Source organism: Ensifer sp. Root423, from assembly GCF_001426275.1.
GTDB classification, from domain to species: domain Bacteria; phylum Pseudomonadota; class Alphaproteobacteria; order Rhizobiales; family Rhizobiaceae; genus Ensifer; species Ensifer adhaerens.
Genome location: NZ_LMEG01000045.1, coordinates 656,652 through 678,131 on the forward strand (window position 1 = coordinate 656,652; position 21,480 = coordinate 678,131).

Genomic DNA, 21,480 nt, shown 5'->3' on the forward strand with positions numbered 1-21,480 from the left:
ACTTCAGCCGCCAGGTCATGCCGCACCATTTGCGCGGGCGTTGCTCGGAGATATCAGGCCGCCGAGGTCTGCGGACGCTTGGTTTCTTCCAGGCCGAGCAGGAAGTTGATCTGCGGGCGCGCCTTGACCAGGTCGTCAATCGTGTAGCCCTGCAGCACTTCGAAGAAGGCGTTCAGCGCCTTGCGGAGCGCCGAGTTCAGGCCGCAGCTGTCGACGAGCGGGCATTCGATCTCGCCCGCCTCGAAGCACTCGGCCATCGCGAAACTGTCTTCCGTCACCTTGACGACGTCGAACAGCGTGATCGCCGAAGCGGGCTTCGGCAGGCGCACGCCACCGTTACGGCCACGCACCGTTTCAACGAGGCCGGCCTTGGTCAACGGCTGCAAGATCTTGAAGAGAAACAACTCGGAAACACCGTAAGCCCTGGCGATTTCGGGAATGCGGCTGAGCTTTTCCCCGTTGGCGGCGCAGTACATCAACATGCGAACCGCGTAGTTCGTTTGCTTCGTCAGACGCATCATTCACTCCGGCATCGAGAGGTTCACGAACTCATCATATAGGACGGATCGTAGTTTGGAACAATTCCAAAAAGCCAGAAAAGTCACTTCTTGTTGAGCGTTTACGGTTTCCTGATTGACTGTTTTCAGCGCTCCGGTCAGAAAGATGAGGAATTTTGTTAACTTAGCTCAAACAAGAAAATGGAGGAAGCGATGTCCGTTTCAAGAGCAGCGATGGGCGTTCTGTCCCTGACGGCAACCCTGCTGGCAACGAGCGCCGCCTGGGCCGATGGTGAAGTCAATATCTACTCGTACCGGCAGCCCGACCTGATCAAGCCGCTGCTCGACGCCTTCACCAAGGAAACCGGCATCACCACCAATGTGCTCTTCCTAGACAAGGGCCTCGTCGAGCGCATCCAGGCCGAAGGCGCCAACTCGCCGGCCGACGTGATCCTGACCGTCGACATCAGCCGCCTGACCGAAGCCAAGGATGCAGGCGTAACCCAGCCTGTCGTCAACGAGACGATCAACAAGGATATCCCGGCGCATTTCCGCGACCCTGAAGGCAACTGGTTCGGCCTCACCACCCGCGGCCGCGTCGTCTACGCATCCAAGGAGCGCGTCGCCCAGGACGACATCACCTATGAAGAGCTTGCCGACCCCAAGTGGAAAGGCAAGATCTGCACCCGCGACGGCCAGCACTCCTATAACATCGGCCTCTTCGCCTCGATGATCGCCCACCATGGCGAAGCCGAGACCGAGAAGTGGCTGACCGGCCTCAAGAACAACCTCGCCAAGAAGCCTGACGGCGGCGACCGCGACCAGGCCAAGGCGATCCTGGCCGGCGAATGCGACCTGGCACTCGGCAACACCTACTATGTCGGTCTGATGATGACCAACGAGAAGGAGCCGGAACAGAAGGATTGGGCAGCGGCGATCAAGGTACTCTTCCCGAACGCCAAGGACCGCGGCACGCACGTCAACATTTCGGGCATGGCACTCGCCAAGAATTCCCCGAACAAGGACAACGCGCTGAAGCTGATGGAATTCCTGTCGGAAGGCGAAGCCCAGAAGATCTACGCCGAGCAGGTGTTCGAATATCCGGTTCTGCCGGGCGCCGAGCCGTCTGACGTCGTGAAGTCCTTCGGCACGATCAAGCCGGACGAACTGCCGCTCGCCGACATCGCCGCAAACCGCAAGAAGGCTTCGGAACTGGTCGACAAGGTCGGCTACAACGACGGTCCGCAGGACTGATCAACAAGGCAATTGCTTGAATGCGAACAGCGGGCCATCGGCCCGCTGTTTTCGTTTCAACAAGCGAAATTCAAGGAGGCTCATTGCGCCTTGGCGCGCAACTCCGCGGCGTAGTCGAGGATCGCCTTGCGCCGCTCCGGCGTCCCTGGATGCGTTGAGAGAATGCTGGTGTCGCCGTGATCGTCTAGCTTCTTTTCAAGCAGGTCGAAGAAGCGCGCGGCCGCCGTCGGATCTCGCCCTGCCTTCTGCATCAGCTCGACCGAGTGTCGGTCGGCAGCAGTTTCTGCGCCGCGCGAATAGGAAAGCGACAAGAGACCAGCGCCCTGCACCAGGACGTCGTCCACGCCCGAACCGATATCGCCGCCGATCATCATGATGAGGCCGGCAACGCCGGCAGCACGGTAGATCTGCCGCAGACTATGTTCGAGCTCGACATGGCCGATCTCGTGCGCCAGCACGCCAACGATCATTTCGGTATCGTCCCCGGCAAGTTCGATGAGCTCGTCGGTGACGACCAGCGTGCCATCCGGAAGCGCAAACGCATTTGGTCCGACCACACCGCCCTTGCGGAAATTGAGCGTGTAACCGGCCTCGCCGCGGCCTGATCGGGCGGCGATTGCCTTGAAGCCGTCGCGGATCCTTTCCTGCCGCTCAATCGCCAGCTGCGTTTTGTCGAACAGTGTCTGATCCATCGTCTCCATCGTGCCCTTCGACATCATCTCCGGCACGATCGGCGGGGTCACGAGGACGGCGACCTCAACGAGCGCAGGAACCGCATAACGATAGATGGCAACGCCGCACAGCACGGTGGCTGCGACGACGGCGATGAGACGTGGACGAAAGCGCTCCCATTCGTGGATGTGGTTGACCCTGCCATTCAGCTTCAGAAAACGATCGACTGCCTCGTTGTCCGGCGTTTCGAACAACGAGCCGTCTGCAAATTCGACGCGACGCGGTATCGCTCCGACGCGGTCGGAAATATCGACACTTGCCAAGGTGCCACGGGCAAGTTCGGTGCTCGCATCGTCTACGGCCCTAAGGCTGCCCCCCTCTTCCAACAACCGCGAGGGCACCGACCGGCTGGAACCGGCCGGATGCCACTCGCCACGTGCGATCTCGATGCTGCTAGAAGCCAAAATCGAACCCTTCGAAATCCATGAATTCCGCTCCAACCGCCGACGCTTCCGCTTCGATTTCGCTCATCAGCGTTCCGACGGCGCCAAAGACGGTTACGCCCGTCAGGGTCCATTTGTAACGGGCCATGCGGACAGCCGCCCAAGGTCGCAGCAGGCCCAGCGTCAGGATGGTGACGACGAAGTTCGATATGGCGATCCACGTGTAGCGGCCCCGAGAAAGACCGCTGAGGAACCGATGTTTTCCGTCAAAAACCGTCGCCCCCCAAACGGCGTTGCGCACGGCTGCACTGTAGAACAACGCGATGACTGCGTAGAAAGACATGGACGCCACATATCCTGCGCCCAAGCCTACCCATCCCCACCTCGGATCGTTCAGCGATTGGAGCAAACTTGGCGATGCGCGAAGCGTTCCCATCAAGATCGCGAAGACAACAACGCCAAGAACCAGCGCAAGCCCCACACCCAGGAACATGCCGCGATAGAGCGGGCCGAACGGCGGGTTGGTCTCAAAGGCCCTGCCGCCAAAGCGCAGGTTCGATCCGACGTAGCGCCCAACCCATCGGCTTGCGAGCGGCGTCAGTAGGCCCAAGGTGATAATGGAAAGGAACCCGCCCAGAATGAACGCCTTGAAGGCACCGCCCATCGTGCCGACGAAGTCGAAGCGGACGTTGCGGTAGCTCGTCACCCGTGCGCTGAAGCGCAACCCGCGTGCGGCCAGCCAGGGAACGAAGAAGAGCGAAAGCAACAATAACGCGATGCCGACGATCGGAACGAATGTCAGCAGAAGATTGTAGAGGATCAGATAGCCGAAAACGATCACTCGCCCGATCAGGATCTGCTTGCCCTTGGCATGGTACTCGAAGGTACGGCCGAGCAGAACCGTGTTTCCGTAGAAGTATCGGTTGCGCCGGACTTTTGCCCAGGCGGAATAAATGCCAAGCGTGACGATCGTCAAAAACACGTTGACGATCCAGATGCCGAAATATTCCTTGCCGCTCCCCATGAACGAGAAACGGTGAAAATCGATCGACACGTCGCGTGTCGGCGCTGCTTGAAACGACGTCGCTTCGGCCACGACCATGATGGGCCCCTCCGTCCATCCTTTGTGCATCGGACGCGCCGCAAAGCGCTCCGGAGCACATGATCAAACACAAATCGTCTGGTGCGCCCCCGCCCGCCAGACTGCCGTTGGAGCAGCGATCAATTCACGACCCTTGCCCACGGTTCGCAAGTTAGTTGTGCCGTATTGCCGAATGCAACAAAAAAGGGCCTCCCGAAGGAGGCCCCGAGGCGGGAGGATCTTTATCCCGTTGTTACTTCATCGTCGGCATGACGAACTCGGCACCGTCCTTGATGCCCGAAGGCCAGCGCTCGGTAATGGTCTTGGTGCGGGTCCAGAACTTGATCGAGTCCGGGCCGTGCTGGTTGAGATCGCCGAAGGACGAGGACTTCCAGCCGCCGAAGGAGTGGTAGGCGAGCGGAACCGGGATCGGAACGTTGACGCCGACCATGCCGATGTTGATGCGCGAGGCGAAGTCGCGGGCCGCATCACCGTCGCGGGTGTAGATCGCGACGCCGTTGCCATACTCGTGCTTCATCGGCAGGTCGAGGGCTTCCTCGTAGGTCTTGGCGCGGACGACCGAGAGAACCGGTCCGAAGATTTCCGTCTTGTAGATGTCCATGTCCGGCGTGACGTTGTCGAACAGGCAGCCGCCAATGAAGTGGCCCTGCTCATAGCCCTGCAGCTTGAAATCGCGGCCGTCGACGACGAGCTTGGCGCCTTGCTCGACACCGCTGTCGATCAGGCTGCGGATGCGCTGTTCGGCTTCCTTGGTGACGACAGGGCCCATATCGGCCTTCTCGTCGGTGTAGGGGCCGATGCGCAGGCTTTCGACCATCGGGGTCAGCTTGCTGATCAGGCGGTTGGCGGTCTCTTCACCGACCGGGACGGCAACCGAGATCGCCATGCAGCGCTCGCCGGCCGAGCCGTAGCCGGCGCCCATCAGGGCGTTCGCGGCCTGGTCGAGATCGGCGTCGGGCATGATGATCATGTGGTTCTTGGCGCCACCGAAGCACTGGGCGCGCTTGCCGTTCATCGCCGCGGTGCCATAGACGTAGCGGGCGATCGGGGTCGAGCCGACGAAGGAAACGGCTGCGATATCCGGATGCGTCAGGATCGCGTCGACAGCCCCCTTGTCGCCGTTGACGACGTTGAGGATGCCTGCCGGCAGGCCGGCTTCGATCATCAGTTCGGCAAGGCGGATCGGAACGGACGGATCACGCTCGGACGGCTTCAGGATGAAAGCGTTGCCGCAGGCGATGGCCGGGGCGAACATCCACATCGGGATCATGGCCGGGAAGTTGAACGGGGTGATGCCGGCGCCGATGCCGACGGCCTGGCGGATCGAGTACATGTCGATGCCGGGACCGGCACCTTCGGTGAACTCGCTCTTCTGCAGATGCGGAATGCCGATGACGAATTCGCAGACTTCGAGGCCACGGATGAGGTCACCCTTGGCGTCTTCGATCGTCTTGCCATGCTCGCGCGACAGGATCTCGGCGAGCTCGTTCATGTTGGCGTTCAGAAGTTCGACGAACTTCATGAACACGCGGGCGCGGCGCTGCGGGTTGGTGGCCGCCCACTTCGGCTGTGCTGCCTTGGCGCTTTCGACGGCTGCCGAAAGTTCCGCGTCGCTTGCCAGCGCCACGGTGCCCTGCACTTCGCCGGTTGCCGGGTTGAAGATGTTGCTGACGCGGCCGCTCTTGCCGGCGACGCGCTTGCCATCGATGAAATGACCGAGTTCGTACATGAATGGTTCCTCCAGATCTTGATTGTGGCGGCATGATCGCACTACGATTTCAACAAATCAATTTCCGATATTCAGCAACCGTTGTGCAAAAATTGAAGTCCAACGGTTTTGTATAGGATTGTCGCACTGTGAACTGGGACGATGTCAGAATGTTTCTAGCCGTCGCGCGGACCGGACAGATCCTGGCCGCATCCAAGCGGCTCGGCGTCAATCATGCCACGCTCAGCCGTCGGGTGACTGCGCTGGAAGAGGCGATGAAGACACGGTTGCTCGTTCGTCGGCCGAACGGTTGCGAACTGACCGCCGAGGGCGAAATCTTCCTTGCGGCAGCCGAGCGCATGGAAACGGAAATGCTGGCGGCGCAATCGCAGATCGGCCGGATCGACACGGCGATCGCCGGCACGGTGCGCATCGGTGCACCCGACGGTTTCGGTGTTTCTTTCCTCGCACCCCGGCTCGGCCGGCTGACGGCGCGCTATCCGGAATTGAAACTGCAGCTCGTGCCGGTCCCTCGGTCGTTCTCGCTGTCGCAGCGCGAGGCCGATATCGCGATCACCATCGAACGTCCGGAACAGGGGCGCCTCGTTTCCTCGAAACTCACCGACTATACGCTCGGCCTCTACGCCTCGGCCGACTATCTCGAAAAGCACGGCACGCCGCAGACGATCGACGACCTCAGGGAGCACCGCCGCATCGGCTACGTCGAGGATCTGATCTTCACGCCGTCGCTGAATTTTTCCGCCGAGATCATGCGCAGCTGGGATGCCTCGTTCGAGATATCGAGCGCCACCGGCCAGACGGAGGCGGTGCGTTCCAGCGCCGGCATCGGCATTCTGCACAATTACATTGCCCGCCATGCGCCGGAACTAAAACGTATCCTGCCGGAAACGACCATCCGCCGTGCCTACTGGACCACCTATCACGAAAGCGCGCGCGATCTCGTGCGCGTTCGCACCGTCGTCGCCTTTCTGCAGGAACTGGTGACCGCGGAGCACCAGATCTTCATATGAAGCGCTCAAACGCCTGACGTCGGCGCCGCACCTATAGCGAAATCCCGGCCTCCCGCAGGCCGTCAATCAGCCGCGGAATGACGGCCGGATCCTCGTAAGGCATCGCCCGCTTGAAGTGGTCGATGGAAAAGTCCGGATTGACCTCGAAGACCTCGTGCCAGTAGCGCCGCGCCTCCTCATGGCGTCCGGTGCGGCCATAAAGACAGGCGAGATAGAAGCGCGTCATGTCCGAACGCGGTGCCAAGGCCAGGCGCCGCTTGAAGGCAATCTCGGCTTCGTCGAAACGGCCGAGATTGAGCAGGGTCCGGCCGAGGAAATGCAGCGCCAGGTCGAACTGCGGATCGAGCCTGTGGGCGCGGGTATAGAAGGGCAAGGCCTCCTCGAACTGGCCCAGGAAATCTCTGATCGTGCCGAGCTGCGTGTGGCCGCCGGCGGAGTTCGGGTCGAGCTCGATCGTGCGTTGGGCGGCCCGCTCGGCCTCGTCGAAGCGGCGCTTCCAGCAGAGCGCAATCGCGAGCGCGTGGTGGCCGTGGGGTTCATGCTCGTCGGTCTCGACGGCCTTCTGTGCAAGCTTGAGAGCGCGCTCGATATTGTCGACGGTGCCACCGTTCCACCGGTTGATGTAGTCGGTCATGGCAATGATCGCGAGCGACCCATACGCCGCGGCAAGCGCCGGGTCGATGGCGATCGCACGTTCGAGCATGCTGCGCGCCTCCGCAGACGATACCGCGTCGAACCGCAGGATCGCCTGGCGCGACCGTACGAGCAGATCATAGGCCTCCGGATCGACCTTGCCGCGCCCCTCGCGCCGCTCCGTTTCTCCGGCCGTCAGCTTCACCTTGAGCGCCGTCACGATGGTGCGCGTCACCTCGTCCTGAACCTCGAAAATATCCTCGATGCCGCGATCGTAGCGCTCGGCCCAGAGATGGCCCCCGGTGGTGCCGTCGATCATCTGAGCGTTGATGCGAATGCGGTTGGCGGCGCGGCGCACGCTGCCTTCGAGCACATAGCGAACGCCGAGGTCGCGGCTCACCTGGCGGATATCCGCCGACTTGCCCTTATAGGCGAAGGAGGAATTGCGGGCGATCACGAAGAGACCGGAGACCTTCGAGAGATCGGTGATGATGTCCTCGGTAATGCCGTCGGCGAAATAGCCCTGCTCCGGATCGCCGGACATATTGTCGAACGGCAGCACGGCGATCGACGGCCGGCTCGGAAGCTGCGGTGGCACCTCGGCGGCGACCTTGATGGGCGCGTCGGCATACTCGTCCGGCGACCAGCTCCAGATATGCACCGGCCGCTCGATGTTCTTGACCTCGTGATGGCCGCTGTCGACGAAAATGAGATCGATGCGGCCGTGCACATATTCGTGCACCCCGTCCGAAATCGCCACGCCGCCGGGCCTCGCAAGCGCCTCGATCCGGGCTGCGACATTGACGCCGTCGCCGTAGAGGTCGCTGTCGGCGACCATGATGTCGCCCATGTTGATGCCGACGCGCAGCACGATTTGCTGATCGTGGGGCACGTCCGCATTGGCGGAGATCATCGCCCGCTGCAAGGCAGCCGCACATTCGACCGCATTGACCGCGCTGGAAAACTCGACCAGCACGCCGTCGCCCGTTCGCTTGAACACCCGGCCCTGGTGGGTTTCGACGAGCGGTTCCAGCACTTCGCTCCAGCGCGCCATGAGCTGCGTATAGGTGGTTTTCTCGTCTCGCTCCATCAGCCGGCTATAGCCAACGACATCAGCAGCCAGGATGGCGGCAAGCCGCCGTGTGATGGATTCTTTGGCCATGGATTGCGACGCCTTACTGGGAATCCTCTTGGCGAAATTTTACCGGCGGATGAGCCCTATGTCCATTCGAACCGGATCCGACCCGCGCCCAAGCGCTAGCCCGAATTGGGTATTGCCGCGACAGGAACCTGGCGCGGTATCCCGACGTTGCCTTCACAGGGAATTGAGCTGCTTGCTCAAGGCGATGGCTGCGAGCACGCCGGTCGCAATCGGCTCGCGCTCCCATTTCGACAAAGGAGTGTGAAAGGATGCTTGTGTCCATACCGGGCCCGCCGATCCTGCCGGGTGAACTCACCAAGATCGACGATGTCTTCAAGGAAACACTAAGAGAGCGAGAGCTGTCGCGCCAGTCGGGAGAGGCAACGGCGCTCGCCGCCCGGCTGATCGAACTTTATCAGAATGGCGTACAGGACGTGGTGGCGCTCAGAGCCTTGGCCAAGCTGTTCTGAAGAAGCAAGGCGCCCCGCAAATCGCGATACCTATCGTATAGGGAAGAAATGGTACGGTTGGTGGGAATCGAACCTACGACCTCAGGTGCCACAAACCTGCGCTCTAACCAACTGAGCTACAACCGCACATAAAGCGACATCAGTCGCTTGGCGGCTCACATACGGAGACTTCCGTCGCTTTGCAAGCCTTAACTTGAGATTATCCTGGAAAAAATCCGGATGGCAAGCCATCCGGATTCTTGGTTTTGGGCGCAGATGGCAGAATTCGGCGACAGCAGTCTGTCGCCATCGTTCAGCCGGCGCGCTCGGTTGACTTTAGACCTTCTTGAAGGACGACATCGCTTTTTCAGCGGCGTCCTTGCCCGGCTTGGTGACGTTTTCGGCAACCTTCTTGGTGGCTTCCTGCATCGACTTCGCCTGCTCGACGGCGAGTTCGGCCTGCTTGCGGACAAAGCTCGTCTGCAGTTCGACGAATTCCGACAGCGACTTCACGCCGAGCAGCGCTTCCATGTGAGACAGCGAGTTTTCGGCATTGGTGCGCAGTGCGTCGATGGCCTTGAGACCGAGTTCGACGGAGCCGGTCTGGGCGCTTTCGAGCGTTGCTTCAACGGTCTTCGTTGCCTCTTCGGCAGCGGTCTTCATCTTGGCATAGGCTTCCTTCGACTGGACGGCACCCTTTTCCGCGAAGTCGCGGAAGCTGTCGGTGAACTTCGCCGGGTCGAAAGAGGAAAGGGAAAATACGTCGTCGGTCTTCTTGGTAGCCATGAAAGCGCTCCTTGGTGTCTGGCCCTCTTCAGAGGCGCCGTTGATTGATGCGCATTATATAAACTACTTGCTTGTGCATTGCAATAAAATTGTGCAGTGCACAAAATCCGGAGAATTAACCTTTCGCGCTGAAAGCCGTGACGAAGCTCCGGCCCTCGCTGGACCCTTGCGGGCCTGCCGGGTATTAATAGAGTGTTAACCCGCAAGCGATCCGTCAATAGGCCCCCTTTATGCCCGCGAGACAGTATCCCTTCATTGATATCGCCGTGCATGCGCGGGTGCGGGAGCATTTTGCCCGCGGCGACGCGGCGATCCTGTTTTCGCGGGACTTTGCGCGCATTCTCTGGGCCAACGACCAGGGCGCGGCCTTTTTCGGCGCCGGGTCGATCTATGATTTCATCGATGCGGGACCGGACCAGGGCGAGCTGTCGCTGCGTCAGCTCAAGGCCGCGGGAGCGCAGCTCGTGCGCGCCGGCGACCGGCGCCAGCTTTCGATCCGGAAGTTCTCGGGTTTCCGCGGCACACCGCTGAATGTGAGCGTGGAGATGATCCGCGTGCGCCCGGACGAGGACGCGGTGCTCTTTACTGCACCGCATTCGGGCACGCCGCTGTCGCTTGAGGATCGCGCTGCGCGCATGATCGCCGGCCTCGACGGCCCGGACACCCACATGGCCGTTCTCGATGGCAACGGCGGCATCATCGCACACTCGCCGGGCTTCATCGATCTCGGCATGTCGGACGAGACGCGCAAGCAGCTCGTCGATACGGTCGGCCGAGACCACGACTGGCTGATCAAGCGCCCGGTCGCAACGCGGAAGGGGCACCTGCCGGCCGCGGTCGGCAAGATCGCCGACGAACCGTCGCTGCATCTGCTCTTTGCTGTCGAGACCATTCTCGGCACGCTCGATCCGGACGAAGAGACCCCGGCAGCGCAAGTGTTGCCGATCTTGCCGCTGGCCGAAGAGCTGGAACCGACCGCCGAGACACCGGCCCCGGAGGCAAAGGATATCGTCGAACCGGCCGAAGCGCTGGTCGAAAGCGCTGCACCAGCCGAAGACGCTGCCCTGGCCGACGCATTCGAACAGGCGGAGTCCGTCGAACCGGTTGCCGCGCCACAGGACGATGGCGACCTTGAGGACGCAGGCGTCCACGTCGCTGCAGGCCAGGTCGCTTTACCGGAGGAACCGGAGGCGCTTGCCGCCGCAGATGCGGAAACGTCGGCGCAGGGCGTGGAGCCAGCGGAAGATGACGGCGAGCCGGCGCTTGCAGTCGCGACCGACGTGACCGCGAACGATACGCCGGTTGCCGCGGAAATCCCCGTGACGGAAGAGGTCACTCGCGAGGATGAGACGGTAGAGGCGACCGATGCCGGCACCGCTGAAACGGAACAGGCCGACTTCGCCTTCGTGCCCGGCGGCCGTGCCGTCCGCTTCGTCTGGAAGATCGACGCCGAAGGCCGCTTCAGCGAGATATCCGAGGAATTCGCCACCGCCGTCGGTCCGCGCGCCGCCGATGTGATCGGCGCCACCTTTAACCACGTGGCAGCACGCTACGGCCTCGATCCTGATCAGAAGATCGGCGCGCTGCTGCAACGCCGCGACACCTGGTCGGGCAAGACGATTTTCTGGCCCGTGCAGGGCACCAGCCTCAAGGTTCCGGTCGACCTGGCGGCCCTGCCCACCTACTCGCGCGCACGCGAATTCGACGGCTTTCGCGGTTTCGGTATCGTGCGCCTTGCCGATGCCGTCGAAGACGAGCACGCCAACGGCCTGACGTTCGGCGCCGCAACGGACATGACGGCAGAAGCTGCCGCGGAAGCGACGCCGTCGGAAGACCACGCGCATACTCCAGCGGTCGATCCTGAGACCGTCGGCCCTGAGATCGAGGAGCGGTCCGCCGACGAGGTGCAGGTCGTCGCGCAGAGGTCCTCCGAAACGGAGGCCGAGCCTGTCGCAGCTGCGCAGGATCGTGATGCGCCCCAAGACCAGACCCTCACCTCCAGCGAGGAGGCAGAGGCAGAGCCGGACCATGCAGCCGAAGTTGCCGCGGACGAACAGGTCGCCGCAACTGACGATCTCTTCCAGGGAGAGCGCCCTGCCCTACAGCTCGTCGACAACGCTGAGCCCCCCGTCTCCGACAAGATCGTCGAACTCGAGAAGCATCGCGCGGCGACCGCGCTGACGCGGGGCGAACAGGCGGCGTTCCGCGAGATCGCGCGGCAATTGGGCGAGCATTTTGGCAGGCCGGCGGAAACCGCACCGGCAGAGGAAAGCGACGCAGCGGCCGATGCAAGCACACCCTTCCCGGTAGACGCGCACGAAGCCATCACTTCCTCGACGCCAGCGGCAGAAGAACCGACTGGCGTGGAAGAAACCGGAGAAGAGACCGACGACGGCGCAGCCGAGGACGAACAGGCGAACGTGCATCTCGAGCAGCAAGGGGCAGATATCGGCCTTAGCGGCGAGATCCTCGACAGCCTGCCAATCGGTATGCTCGTGCATCGCGGGGAAAAGCTGCTGCACGCCAATCCGGAATTTCTGCGGCTCACCGCCTATGGCGACCTCGACGACTTTGTCCGGGAAGGCGGCCTTGACGCACTCTTTGCCAATGGCGAAGAGGCGACCGACCAGGAACCCGACGGCACGATGATGCTGATCCGCAGGGACGGTCAGATGCGGCCGGTCATCGCACGGCTGCACACGATCCGCTGGGAAGGCCGGAGCGCGCTGATGCTGGCGCTGACGCCGGCGGCCGCGAACGCGCCGTCGACGAAAGCAGACGATGCCATCTCCGGTGACGACGTCGACCGTCTGAAGACGGAAATCGACGAACTCAAGTCCATCCTCGAAACCGCAACCGATGGCGTTGTCATTCTCGGGCATGACGGCGACATCCGCTCGATGAACCGCTCGGCAAGCGCGCTCTTCAACTATGACGAGGGCGAGATCCGCGGCAAACCTTTCGCCGCGCTCTTCGCTCACGAAAGCCAGAAGGCAGTCATCGACTACCTGCACGGGCTTTCCGGCCACGGCGTCGCGAGTGTGCTGAACGACGGACGCGAGGTGATCGGGCGGGAAGCGAATGGCGGCTTCATTCCGCTGTTCATGACCATCGGCCGACTTTCGGCCTCCAATGGCTTTTGCGCCGTGATCCGCGACATCACCCAGTGGAAACGCACCGAAGAGGAACTCCGGAACGCCAAGCGCGCCGCGGAAACGGCCAATGCCCACAAGACCGAGTTCCTCGCCCGCGTCAGCCACGAGATCCGCACGCCGCTCAACGCGATCATCGGCTTTTCCGACATGATGGCGAGCGAGCATTTCGGCCCGGTCGGTCACCCGCGCTACATCGAATATGCCGGCGACATCGGCCGGTCGGGCCGCCACGTGCTCGATATCGTCAACGATCTGCTCGACATCTCGAAGATCGAAGCAGGCGAAATGGAACTCGATTTCGGCGCCGTCGAGATCAACGACGCGGTCTCTGAAGCCGTGTCGCTCGTCCAGCCGCAGGCCAACAGCCAGCGCGTCATCATCCGCACCTCGCTTTCGGCAGCCGTGCCGAACGTCGTGGCCGACGGCCGGTCGATCAAGCAGATCGCGCTCAACATTCTGGCGAACGCCATCCGTTTCACGCCTTCGGGCGGCCAGATCGTGGTGTCGACCTCCTACGAGGCGAACGGTAGCGTCATGCTGAGGATCCGCGACACCGGCGTAGGCATGACCCGCGGCGAACTGGACCAGGCGATGAAACCGTTCCGGCAGGTGACGACAGGCGCGCGCAAGCGTGGCGACGGCACCGGGCTCGGGCTGCCGCTCACCAAGGCGATGGCGGAGGCGAACCGCGCCCACTTCTCGATCACCTCGGCACCCAACGAGGGAACGCTGGTGGAAATTTCCTTCCCGTCACAACGCGTCTTGGCGAACTGAGGCCGGATGCTATAAGGAAATGTTGACTTGTGGTGGCCAGTTTGCTGGCCGCCATTGGCCATTTCTTGCCGTCATGCCGCGGAATCGATCGATTGCAGTCCACATCTCAGAGCATCAAGCGCCGCCATGCGCGTGCCGGAACCGGTCTTTCGCATCCCCTGCTGGCGACATGGGCCGGATTGACATCGGTGATCGTGCTGATGCCGATCATCGCGATCGCCTGGCTGGCGATCTCGGGCGGCGGCGGCGACTGGCCGCATCTGATGCAGAACGTCATTCCGCGCGCCACCGGGCGCACGCTGCTCTTGATCTCGCTGACGGGTGCCGTGACCGCCTTCGTCGGCATCCTCACGGCCTGGCTTGTCGCAAGCTGCGAGTTTCCGCTGCGGCGCTTCCTGTCGGCAGCACTGGTGTTGCCGCTCGCAATCCCCGCCTATCTCGCTGCCTATGCGTTCGGCGAGCTTTTCACCTTTACCGGGCCGGTGCAGGGACTGATCCGCGCGATCTTCGGCTTCAAGACGAGCCGTGACTACTGGTTTCCGGATATCCGCTCGCTCGGCGGCGCCGTGCTCGTGCTGAGTTCGGTTCTCTATCCCTATATCTACCTCGCCTGCCGTTCGATGTTCCTGATGCAGGGACGCGCGGCCGCCGACGTCGCCCGCACGCTCGGCGCCGGGCCGCTGAAGGTGTTCTTCCGCATCCAGATCCCGATGGCCCGCCCGGCCATCATGATCGGCCTGACGCTGGTGGCGATGGAAACGCTGAACGACATCGGCGCGGTCGAATTCCTTGGCGTGCAGACGCTGACCTTCTCGATCTTCGACACCTGGCTGAACCGCGGCAGCCTCGCGGGCGCCGCGCAGATCGCCTGCATCATGCTGGTCTTCGTCATCGGCCTGATGATGATCGAGCGGGCCGCACGGCGACGCCAGCGCTTCTCCAGCCAGAAGACGACGTCCGCCGTCCACGATGCTGCCCGGCTCATACTGTCCGGCTGGAAGAAGTGGGCCGCCATGGTCGCCTGCCTGCTGCCCGTGGTTTCAGGCTTTGCCGTACCCGTGCTGATCCTCGGCAATTATGCGCTCAAGCGCATCGACCAGTTCATCGAGCCGCGGCTGCTCAACGCGCTCTTTCATAGCATCCTCGTCTCAGGTGCGACCGCAACGGTGACCGTTCTGCTCGGTTTCGTGCTCGCCTATGCGGCGCGCACGGGGCATTCTCGGGTGAGCGACATCGCCGGGCGGCTCGCCTCCTTCGGCTATGGCGTGCCCGGCACTGTTCTTGCGATCGGCGTGCTCTTCCCGCTGGCCGCTCTCGACAACATTATCGATGCCGGCATGCGCGATACGTTCGGTATCTCCACCGGGTTGATGATGACCGGCACCGGCTTTGCGATCATCTACGCCTGCAGCGTGCGCTTCCTCACCATGGCCGAGGGCTCGCTCGAAGCGGGTTTCCAGAAGCTTTCGCCGCATCTCGACATGGCGGCGCGCGCGCTCGGCCGGACCGGCGGCCAGACTTTGCGCACCGTGCTTTTGCCGATGATGCGGCCGGCGGTACTGACCGCCGCTCTCCTCGTCTTCATCGAGACGATGAAGGAGCTTTCGGCAACGATCATGCTCAGACCCTTCAACTTCAACACGCTCGCCACGCTCGTCTACGAAGACGCGTCTCGGGCCAAGGTCGAAGACGCTTCGGTCGCCGCGATGATCATCGTCGTCGCCGGCATGATCCCGGTCATCCTCGTGTCGCGGTCGCTCGAACGCCGCTCCTGAGCCCCGTTCAGCAAGGCCTGGCGGGCGAGAAACGCATAAAAAAAAGGTGGCTGGGAGGCCACCTCGATAGTTGAATGCTAAACCAACAATCGCTCGAGAAGTAACGACGTCATGTCCGCGACGGCATCTCTGCCGAACGCCGATCCAACATCGATCGGCCTCAAGTTGGCATGACCATGCGCCCCCAATCCTTAACAAGACCTTACCCGCCGGATCCGCAATTTTAGGGATTTTTCAGCAAGTCTGAAGCCTTGGTTAATTCCAATCACGCGAATCCGTTAACGCGCCCTCAATTTTTAAGGGCATCCAGTCCGGCGTAAAGATCAAGCGCCTCGGGGTTGGCGAGCGCCTCCTTGTTCTTCACCGGACGGCCGTGCACCACATCACGGACCGCGAGTTCGACGATCTTGCCGGACTTCGTGCGCGGGATATCGGCGACCGCGATCACCTTTGCCGGCACGTGGCGCGGCGAGGCGCCGACGCGGATGCGGTTCTTGATCGCCTTCGTCAGGTCGTCGGTCAGGGCGACGCCGGCGGCGAGACGAACGAAGAGAACGACGCGCACGTCGTCTTCCCAGTCCTGCCCGATGCAGAGCGCCTCTGCGACCTCCTCCATCTGCTCGACCTGATTGTAGATTTCCGCCGTGCCGATGCGCACCCCACCGGGATTAAGCGTCGCGTCCGACCGGCCGTGGATGATGATGCCGCCATGCTCTGTCCATTCGGCGAAGTCGCCATGGCACCAGACATTGTCAAAGCGCTCGAAATAGGCGGCGCGATACTTGGCGCCCTCGGGATCGTTCCAGAACATCACCGGCATCGACGGGAATGCCTTGGTGCAGACGAGTTCCCCCTTCTCACCGCGCACCGATTGCCCCTCATCGTTCCAGACGTCGATCGCCAAGCCAAGACCCGGCCCCTGGATCTCGCCGCGCCAGACGGGCTTCAGCGGGTTGCCGAGGACGAAGCAGGAAACAATGTCGGTCCCGCCCGAGATCGACGCAAGCTGAACGTCAGACTTGATGCCTTCGTAGACGAAGGAGAAGCCTTCCGGCGACAGCGGCGAACCGGTCGAGGTCAACAGCCGAAGGGTGGAAAGATCATGCGTGTTGGCCGGTACGAAGCCGCCCTTGCGCACGGCGTCGATGTATTTCGCCGAGGTGCCGAACACCGCGAACGTCTCGGCTGCGGCATAGTCGAAGAGCACGTTGCCGTCGGGATAGAAGGGCGAGCCGTCGAACAGGCAGAGGGTCGCGCCGACGGCCAATCCGGAAACCAGCCAGTTCCACATCATCCAGCCGCAGGTGGTGAAATAGAAGAGCTTTTCGCCGCGGCGAAGGCTGCAGTGGAAACGATGCTCCTTCAGATGCTGCAGCAGGGTGCCACCGGCCGAATGCACGATGCATTTGGGAACGCCTGTCGTGCCCGAGGAAAACAGCACGTAGAGCGGATGGCTGAAGGGCAAGCGTTCGAAGGTCAGGGTTGTTGCCGCAAACGGCGCGATGAAATCGGCAAGGGTTGCGCCACCCTCGATCGAGGCCGCCAGCGCGGCGCTGTCGCCGGCATAGGGAACGATCAGCGCCGGCACGCCAAGGGCCTTGGAGACCGCGCGAACCTTCACATCGACGTCCTGGCCCTTGCCGTTGTACCAATAGCCGTCGCAGGCAATGAACAGCTTCGGCGTGATCTGGCCGAAACGATCGAGGACGCCCTGCTCGCCGAAATCGGGAGAACAGGACGACCAGATCGCGCCGATCGAGGCGGTCGCCAGCATCAAAGCGATGGTTTCGGGCATGTTCGGCATCATCGCCGCAACGCGATCGCCGGGGCCGATACCCTGAGCCTTCAGCGCCTGCTGCAGGCGCGACACGAGCGCGCGAAGCTCGTCCCACGACAGGCGATACTCGACCTTGTCTTCACCGCGGAAGACGAGCGCGTCGCCGTCGCCGGTTTCGCGAAGAAGGTTCTCGGCAAAGTTCAGCTTCGCGTCGGGGAAGAAGCGGGCGTCGAGCATGCGGTCGCCGTTGACGAGGGCTGTTGCGCCGCGTTCTCCGATGACGCCGCAGTGCTCCCAAACCGCGGTCCAGAAGTCACCGCGCTCGGCCACCGACCAGGCGTGGAAGGCATCGTAATCCGCAAAGGTTCTGCCGAAGCGTTTGCTGCTCCAGGCGATGAATTCGGCCATGGGGCTATGCGCAAGGATTTCCGGACCTGGAACCCACAACGGCTGCTCTGCGTGCATGCTTTCCTCCACTCCTGCTCCATGCCCTCTATACCATGCTGCATCGCAAAATAAACAGCACCGGAAAGCGCCTCGTCATCGCGTGGACGACATTTACCTGTCTGTTGCCTGTCCGTCGCATTTGATTTCTGAGGACCGAAGGCCTATCCAAGCTCACGTGACCCAAGCGACGGCGACCAGGCGGACATGAGACGTAAATTTCTGCATATGATGCGCGACGTACGCCTGTTGTCGCAGCTGCGGCGCCGCCATTTCCTGTGGCCGGCCGCGATCGGCGTCGGGCTTGCAGCCGGCTACAACGCCGTCCTGCCTCTGGTGATTTCGACGACGAACGTGCGTCCGACCGTGGAGCATATGCTGGACGCCTGGTCCGGCGGAAAGAGCCGAATATCGGGCAATCCCGAGATCAGCTTCTGGCCGGAACCGACTTTGACGCTCCGCTCGGCGACGATCGAAACTACGGATGGATCGTCCCGCAAGCTCGCGCATATCGGCAGCATTACCGCGACGTTCAGCCTGTTTTCAGCGATCGACGGCACACCGGCGCTGGACGATATCCGGCTGATCGAGCCCGTCGTCACGCTCGAGCGGCACACGGACGGCACACTCAACTGGCAGCGGCCGCACTGGCTGAGTACCCCGGACACACAGGCTGCCGAGAAGGATACGCCGTTCGGCGATGTCACCGTCGAAAACGGCCGCCTGCAGATCATCGACCTCGTCACCAACCAGACCCGGGAATTTTCCGGCATATCCGGAACCGTCTCCTGGCCTTCGTTCACCAAGCAGCTCAGCGCCCGGCTTTCGGGAAGCCTTGGCGGACAGACGGTGGCCTGGACGCTCGAATGCAACGAACCGCTGATGCTGCTGACCGGCCACGATGCGGCGCTCAAGACGTCGCTATCCTCGGCGGCGCTCAGTCTCTCGTTCGAAGGCAACGGCAATCTCTCCCCTGCACCGACTGCCGCGGGACGGCTGCAGGTTTCGACGGCCTCGCTGCAGGCCCTTGCCGCCTGGTACAAAGGCAAGGCGGCGGGCGCATTGCCGGACAGCGGCTTCAGCCTCAGCGCCAACGTCACCAGCGGTAAGGCCTCGCTGAAGCTCGACGAGCTTCAGCTGACGCTCGGCGGTGCCAACGCGACCGGCATCCTCGACATCTCCACGCCGATCGACGATACCCACCGCGTCGAAGGCACGCTCGCCTTCGACCGCATCGATCTCAATGGGCTGCAGCCGTTCATCGACCCGCTGGAGCCGGACGAACTCACACAACAACTCGGCGACGCGTTCGCGCGCAGCTGGCGTGCCGATGTGCGGCTGTCGGCGCAGGAGGCACTGGTAGGCCCGCTACGGCTCGAAGATCTCGCCGCCGGCGTCATCATCGATCACGGGCGCGCCTCCATCGACGTCGCCGACAGCACCTATGCCAATGGCCGGCTCAGCGGGCGGCTCGCCGCTTCGGAAGAGGGGCTGGCCGGCGGTGGCCGTCTGGAACTGGTGCTGAAGAATGCCGACCTTGCCGCCGCCCTTGCTGACTTCGGTTTCACCGGCCCGGTTCCGACCGGCCGGGGCAATGTCAATCTGGACCTTACGACGGAACACCCGTTCTGGCGCGCGCAGGTGGCCGAGGCTTCCGGCCGCATCAGGCTTTCGCTCGCCAACGGCAACCTCACCGGCTTCGACGCAAATGCCTTTGCGAACCTTGTCCGGGCCGGAGAATTCTTTTCGCTGGCGCAGGCGAGCGACGGCAACTTCGCCTTCCAGACGGCGGATATCGAAGCCAGCTTCGGGGAAGGGTCGGCGCGGCTGAACCGAGCGCTCTTTGCCGGCCAGACCGGCAATCTCTCGGTCAACGGCGTCATTCCCTACCGCAGCGGCAGCCTGGCGCTCGCAGGCACCTACACCGACACATTGAATGCCGGGCAAAGGCTGCGTTTCTTCGTCGGCGGTTCCTGGCCGAATGCAGTGATCTCACCCCTGTCGGTTCTTGGCGAACCCAACTGAAAACGGCCGGCGTCAGAGACACCAGCCGTCGGTTCGTGGCGGACAAGCCGCGTCACGCTAGTCTCGAATTCGCACCGTTCAGGACTGGGCGAAGGCCGCCCGCTCGTCCCGTTCGCGCTGCGCCTCGCGCTGCTTGGTGACGATCGAGGCAACGACCACCCCGATGGCGACGACACCGATGAGGATGGTGCAGATCGCGTTGATTTCCGGCGTCACGCCCAGCCGCACCTGGCTGTAGATCTTCATCGGCAGCGTGGTGGCGCCCGGTCCCGTGGTGAAACTCGAGATCACCAGATCGTCCAGCGACAGCGTGAAGGCGAGAACCCAGCCGGAAAACACCGCGGGCGCGATGACCGGAAGGGTGATCGAGAAGAAGGTCGTGACCGGCGTGGCGCCGAGATCGAGGGCTGCCTCTTCGATCGACCGGTCGAAGCTGAGCAACCGCGACTGCACCACCACAGCAACGAAGCACATGGTGAAGGTGATGTGCGCCAGCGTGATCGTCCAGAAGCCGCGGTCGAGACCGATGGCAACGAACAACAACAGCAGCGACAGGCCGGTGATCACCTCGGGCATGACGAGCGGTGCATAGACCATGCCGGAAAACAGCATGCGGCCACGGAAGCGCGTGTAGCGGACGAGCGCCAAAGCCGCGAGCGTACCGAGCACGGTGGCGAAGGTCGCCGAGATCAGCGCGACGCGGATCGTCACCCAGGCGGCATCGAGCAGCGCCTGGTTATGCCAGAGCTGCGTGTACCATTTGGTCGAAAAGCCCGCCCAGACGGTGACGAGCTTCGATTCGTTGAAGGAGAAGATCACCAGAAGCACGATCGGCAGGTAGAGAAAGCCGAAACCGAGCACGATCGAGGCGATGTTGAAGCGTGACCAGTTGCCCATGTCCTACCTCCCCTCGCTGTCGGCTTTGGCCTGGGCGTTCTGGAAGTAGACGATCGGCAACACCAGGATCAGAAGCAGGATCGTCGCCACGGCCGAAGAGACCGGCCAGTCGCGGTTGGCGTTGAACTCGTTCCAGAGCGTCTTGCCGATCATCAGCGTTTCCGAACCGCCAAGCAGGTCGGGGATAACGAATTCGCCGACGGCTGGGATGAAGACCAGCAGGCAGCCGGCGACGACGCCCGCCAGCGACAGCGGGAATGTCACGCGCCAGAAGGCGGTAAACGGCGTGCAGCCGAGGTCGAGCGCGGCCTCCGTCAGGGTGTGATCCATCTTCTCAAGCGACGAATAGATCGGCAGCACCATGAAGGGCAGATAGGAATAGACGATGCCGATATAGATCGCCCAATTGGTGTTGAGGATGATCAGCGGTTGGTCGATGACGTTGATGCTCATCAGGAACTGGTTGAGCAGCCCCTCGGGTTTGAGGATCGCGATCCAGGCGTAGACGCGGATCAGGAAGCTCGTCCAGAAGGGCAGGATCACCAGCATCAGCAGCGTCGGGCGAATGGTCTTCGGCGCTTTCGCCATACCGTAGGCAACCGGATAGGCGATCAGCAGCGTCAGCACGGTCGAGACGCCCGCGATGATGACGCTCGACACATAGGCGTTGAAGTAGAGGACGTCTTCCGTCAGCCAGACGTAGTTGTCGAAGGAGAATTCCCGCGCCTTTTCAAGGATGCCGGACAGGCCGCCGAACAGATCGAAGACCGGCGTATAGGGCGGCATGGCCACCGCCGTCTGCGACAGCGAGATGCGGAAGACGATGAAGAAGGGGATCAGGAAGAAGAACAGCAGCCAGGCATAGGGGATGATGATGACGAGGCGGCTGAAGAGGGCGGATGCGACACGGGTCATGG

The 21,480-nt window shown here is 62.4% G+C and carries 15 protein-coding genes and 1 tRNA gene; 6 read left to right on the plus strand and 10 right to left on the minus strand.

What is annotated here, in order from left to right; all coding sequences use genetic code 11:
- Positions 1 to 53 precede the first annotated feature (53 nt).
- Entirely contained in the window at positions 54 to 518 is a 465-nt protein-coding gene (gene rirA / locus ASD01_RS31795) for an iron-responsive transcriptional regulator RirA (RefSeq protein ID WP_034801384.1), read from the minus strand.
- 213 nt (positions 519 to 731) lie between these two features.
- Between rirA and ASD01_RS31800 the strand changes: the two genes are divergently transcribed.
- On the plus strand, positions 732 to 1,751 hold the full coding sequence (locus tag ASD01_RS31800; RefSeq protein WP_370689548.1) for a Fe(3+) ABC transporter substrate-binding protein: 1,020 nt from the start codon (positions 732 to 734) through the stop codon (positions 1,749 to 1,751).
- An 80-nt stretch (positions 1,752 to 1,831) separates the two neighbouring features.
- Here ASD01_RS31800 and ASD01_RS31805 read toward each other — a convergent pair whose 3' ends face one another.
- The 3 genes from ASD01_RS31805 to ASD01_RS31815 form a co-directional block, all read right to left on the minus strand.
- On the minus strand, positions 1,832 to 2,887 hold the full coding sequence (locus ASD01_RS31805) for a M48 family metallopeptidase (RefSeq protein WP_034800842.1): 1,056 nt from the start codon (positions 2,885 to 2,887) through the stop codon (positions 1,832 to 1,834).
- Positions 2,877 to 3,968: a YjgN family protein gene (locus tag ASD01_RS31810; protein ID WP_051659565.1), complete on the minus strand. Its 1,092-nt coding sequence runs from the start codon at positions 3,966 to 3,968 to the stop codon at positions 2,877 to 2,879. The genes ASD01_RS31805 and ASD01_RS31810 overlap by 11 nt, the downstream gene beginning before the upstream one ends.
- 232 nt (positions 3,969 to 4,200) lie before the next feature.
- Positions 4,201 to 5,697 (minus strand): CoA-acylating methylmalonate-semialdehyde dehydrogenase, encoded by a 1,497-nt coding sequence (locus tag ASD01_RS31815; RefSeq protein WP_034800841.1) that lies wholly within the window; start codon positions 5,695 to 5,697, stop codon positions 4,201 to 4,203.
- A gap of 128 nt (positions 5,698 to 5,825) precedes the next feature.
- Here ASD01_RS31815 and ASD01_RS31820 point away from each other — a divergent pair, with 128 nt between their 5' ends.
- Positions 5,826 to 6,707, plus strand: a complete 882-nt coding sequence (locus tag ASD01_RS31820) for a LysR family transcriptional regulator (protein WP_034800840.1) — start codon at positions 5,826 to 5,828, stop codon at positions 6,705 to 6,707.
- A gap of 31 nt (positions 6,708 to 6,738) precedes the next feature.
- On the opposite strand, the gene ASD01_RS31825 is transcribed toward ASD01_RS31820, so the two are convergent.
- Complete coding sequence (locus tag ASD01_RS31825; protein WP_034800838.1) at positions 6,739 to 8,502, minus strand: adenylate/guanylate cyclase domain-containing protein; 1,764 nt, start codon at positions 8,500 to 8,502, stop codon at positions 6,739 to 6,741.
- A gap of 248 nt (positions 8,503 to 8,750) precedes the next feature.
- Between ASD01_RS31825 and ASD01_RS31830 the strand changes: the two genes are divergently transcribed.
- Entirely contained in the window at positions 8,751 to 8,951 is a 201-nt protein-coding gene (locus ASD01_RS31830; protein WP_034800837.1) for a hypothetical protein, read from the plus strand.
- A 49-nt stretch (positions 8,952 to 9,000) separates the two neighbouring features.
- On the opposite strand, the gene ASD01_RS31835 is transcribed toward ASD01_RS31830, so the two are convergent.
- Positions 9,001 to 9,077, minus strand: a tRNA-His gene (locus ASD01_RS31835).
- A gap of 189 nt (positions 9,078 to 9,266) precedes the next feature.
- Positions 9,267 to 9,716: a phasin gene (locus tag ASD01_RS31840; protein ID WP_034800834.1), complete on the minus strand. Its 450-nt coding sequence runs from the start codon at positions 9,714 to 9,716 to the stop codon at positions 9,267 to 9,269.
- A gap of 230 nt (positions 9,717 to 9,946) precedes the next feature.
- Here ASD01_RS31840 and ASD01_RS31845 point away from each other — a divergent pair, with 230 nt between their 5' ends.
- Positions 9,947 to 13,645 carry an ATP-binding protein gene (locus ASD01_RS31845; RefSeq protein ID WP_034800832.1) on the plus strand — a complete coding sequence of 1,233 codons (3,699 nt, stop codon included), beginning with the start codon at positions 9,947 to 9,949 and terminating at the stop codon, positions 13,643 to 13,645.
- Positions 13,646 to 13,737: 92 nt separating this feature from the next.
- Positions 13,738 to 15,420, plus strand: a complete 1,683-nt coding sequence (locus ASD01_RS31850; RefSeq protein ID WP_034801377.1) for an ABC transporter permease — start codon at positions 13,738 to 13,740, stop codon at positions 15,418 to 15,420.
- Between the two features lie 289 nt (positions 15,421 to 15,709).
- Here ASD01_RS31850 and ASD01_RS31855 read toward each other — a convergent pair whose 3' ends face one another.
- Positions 15,710 to 17,662, minus strand: coding sequence for an acetoacetate--CoA ligase (locus tag ASD01_RS31855; RefSeq protein ID WP_034800830.1), 1,953 nt, complete (start codon positions 17,660 to 17,662; stop codon positions 15,710 to 15,712).
- 186 nt (positions 17,663 to 17,848) lie between these two features.
- Here ASD01_RS31855 and ASD01_RS31860 point away from each other — a divergent pair, with 186 nt between their 5' ends.
- Entirely contained in the window at positions 17,849 to 19,666 is a 1,818-nt protein-coding gene (locus ASD01_RS31860) for an AsmA family protein (RefSeq protein WP_034800829.1), read from the plus strand.
- A gap of 78 nt (positions 19,667 to 19,744) precedes the next feature.
- Here the strand turns inward: ASD01_RS31860 and ASD01_RS31865 are convergent, their stop codons facing one another.
- On the minus strand, positions 19,745 to 20,563 hold the full coding sequence (locus ASD01_RS31865) for an ABC transporter permease subunit (protein ID WP_034800828.1): 819 nt from the start codon (positions 20,561 to 20,563) through the stop codon (positions 19,745 to 19,747).
- Positions 20,564 to 20,566: 3 nt separating this feature from the next.
- Positions 20,567 to 21,478 carry an ABC transporter permease subunit gene (locus ASD01_RS31870; protein ID WP_034800826.1) on the minus strand — a complete coding sequence of 304 codons (912 nt, stop codon included), beginning with the start codon at positions 21,476 to 21,478 and terminating at the stop codon, positions 20,567 to 20,569.
- Positions 21,479 to 21,480: the final 2 nt, after the last annotated feature.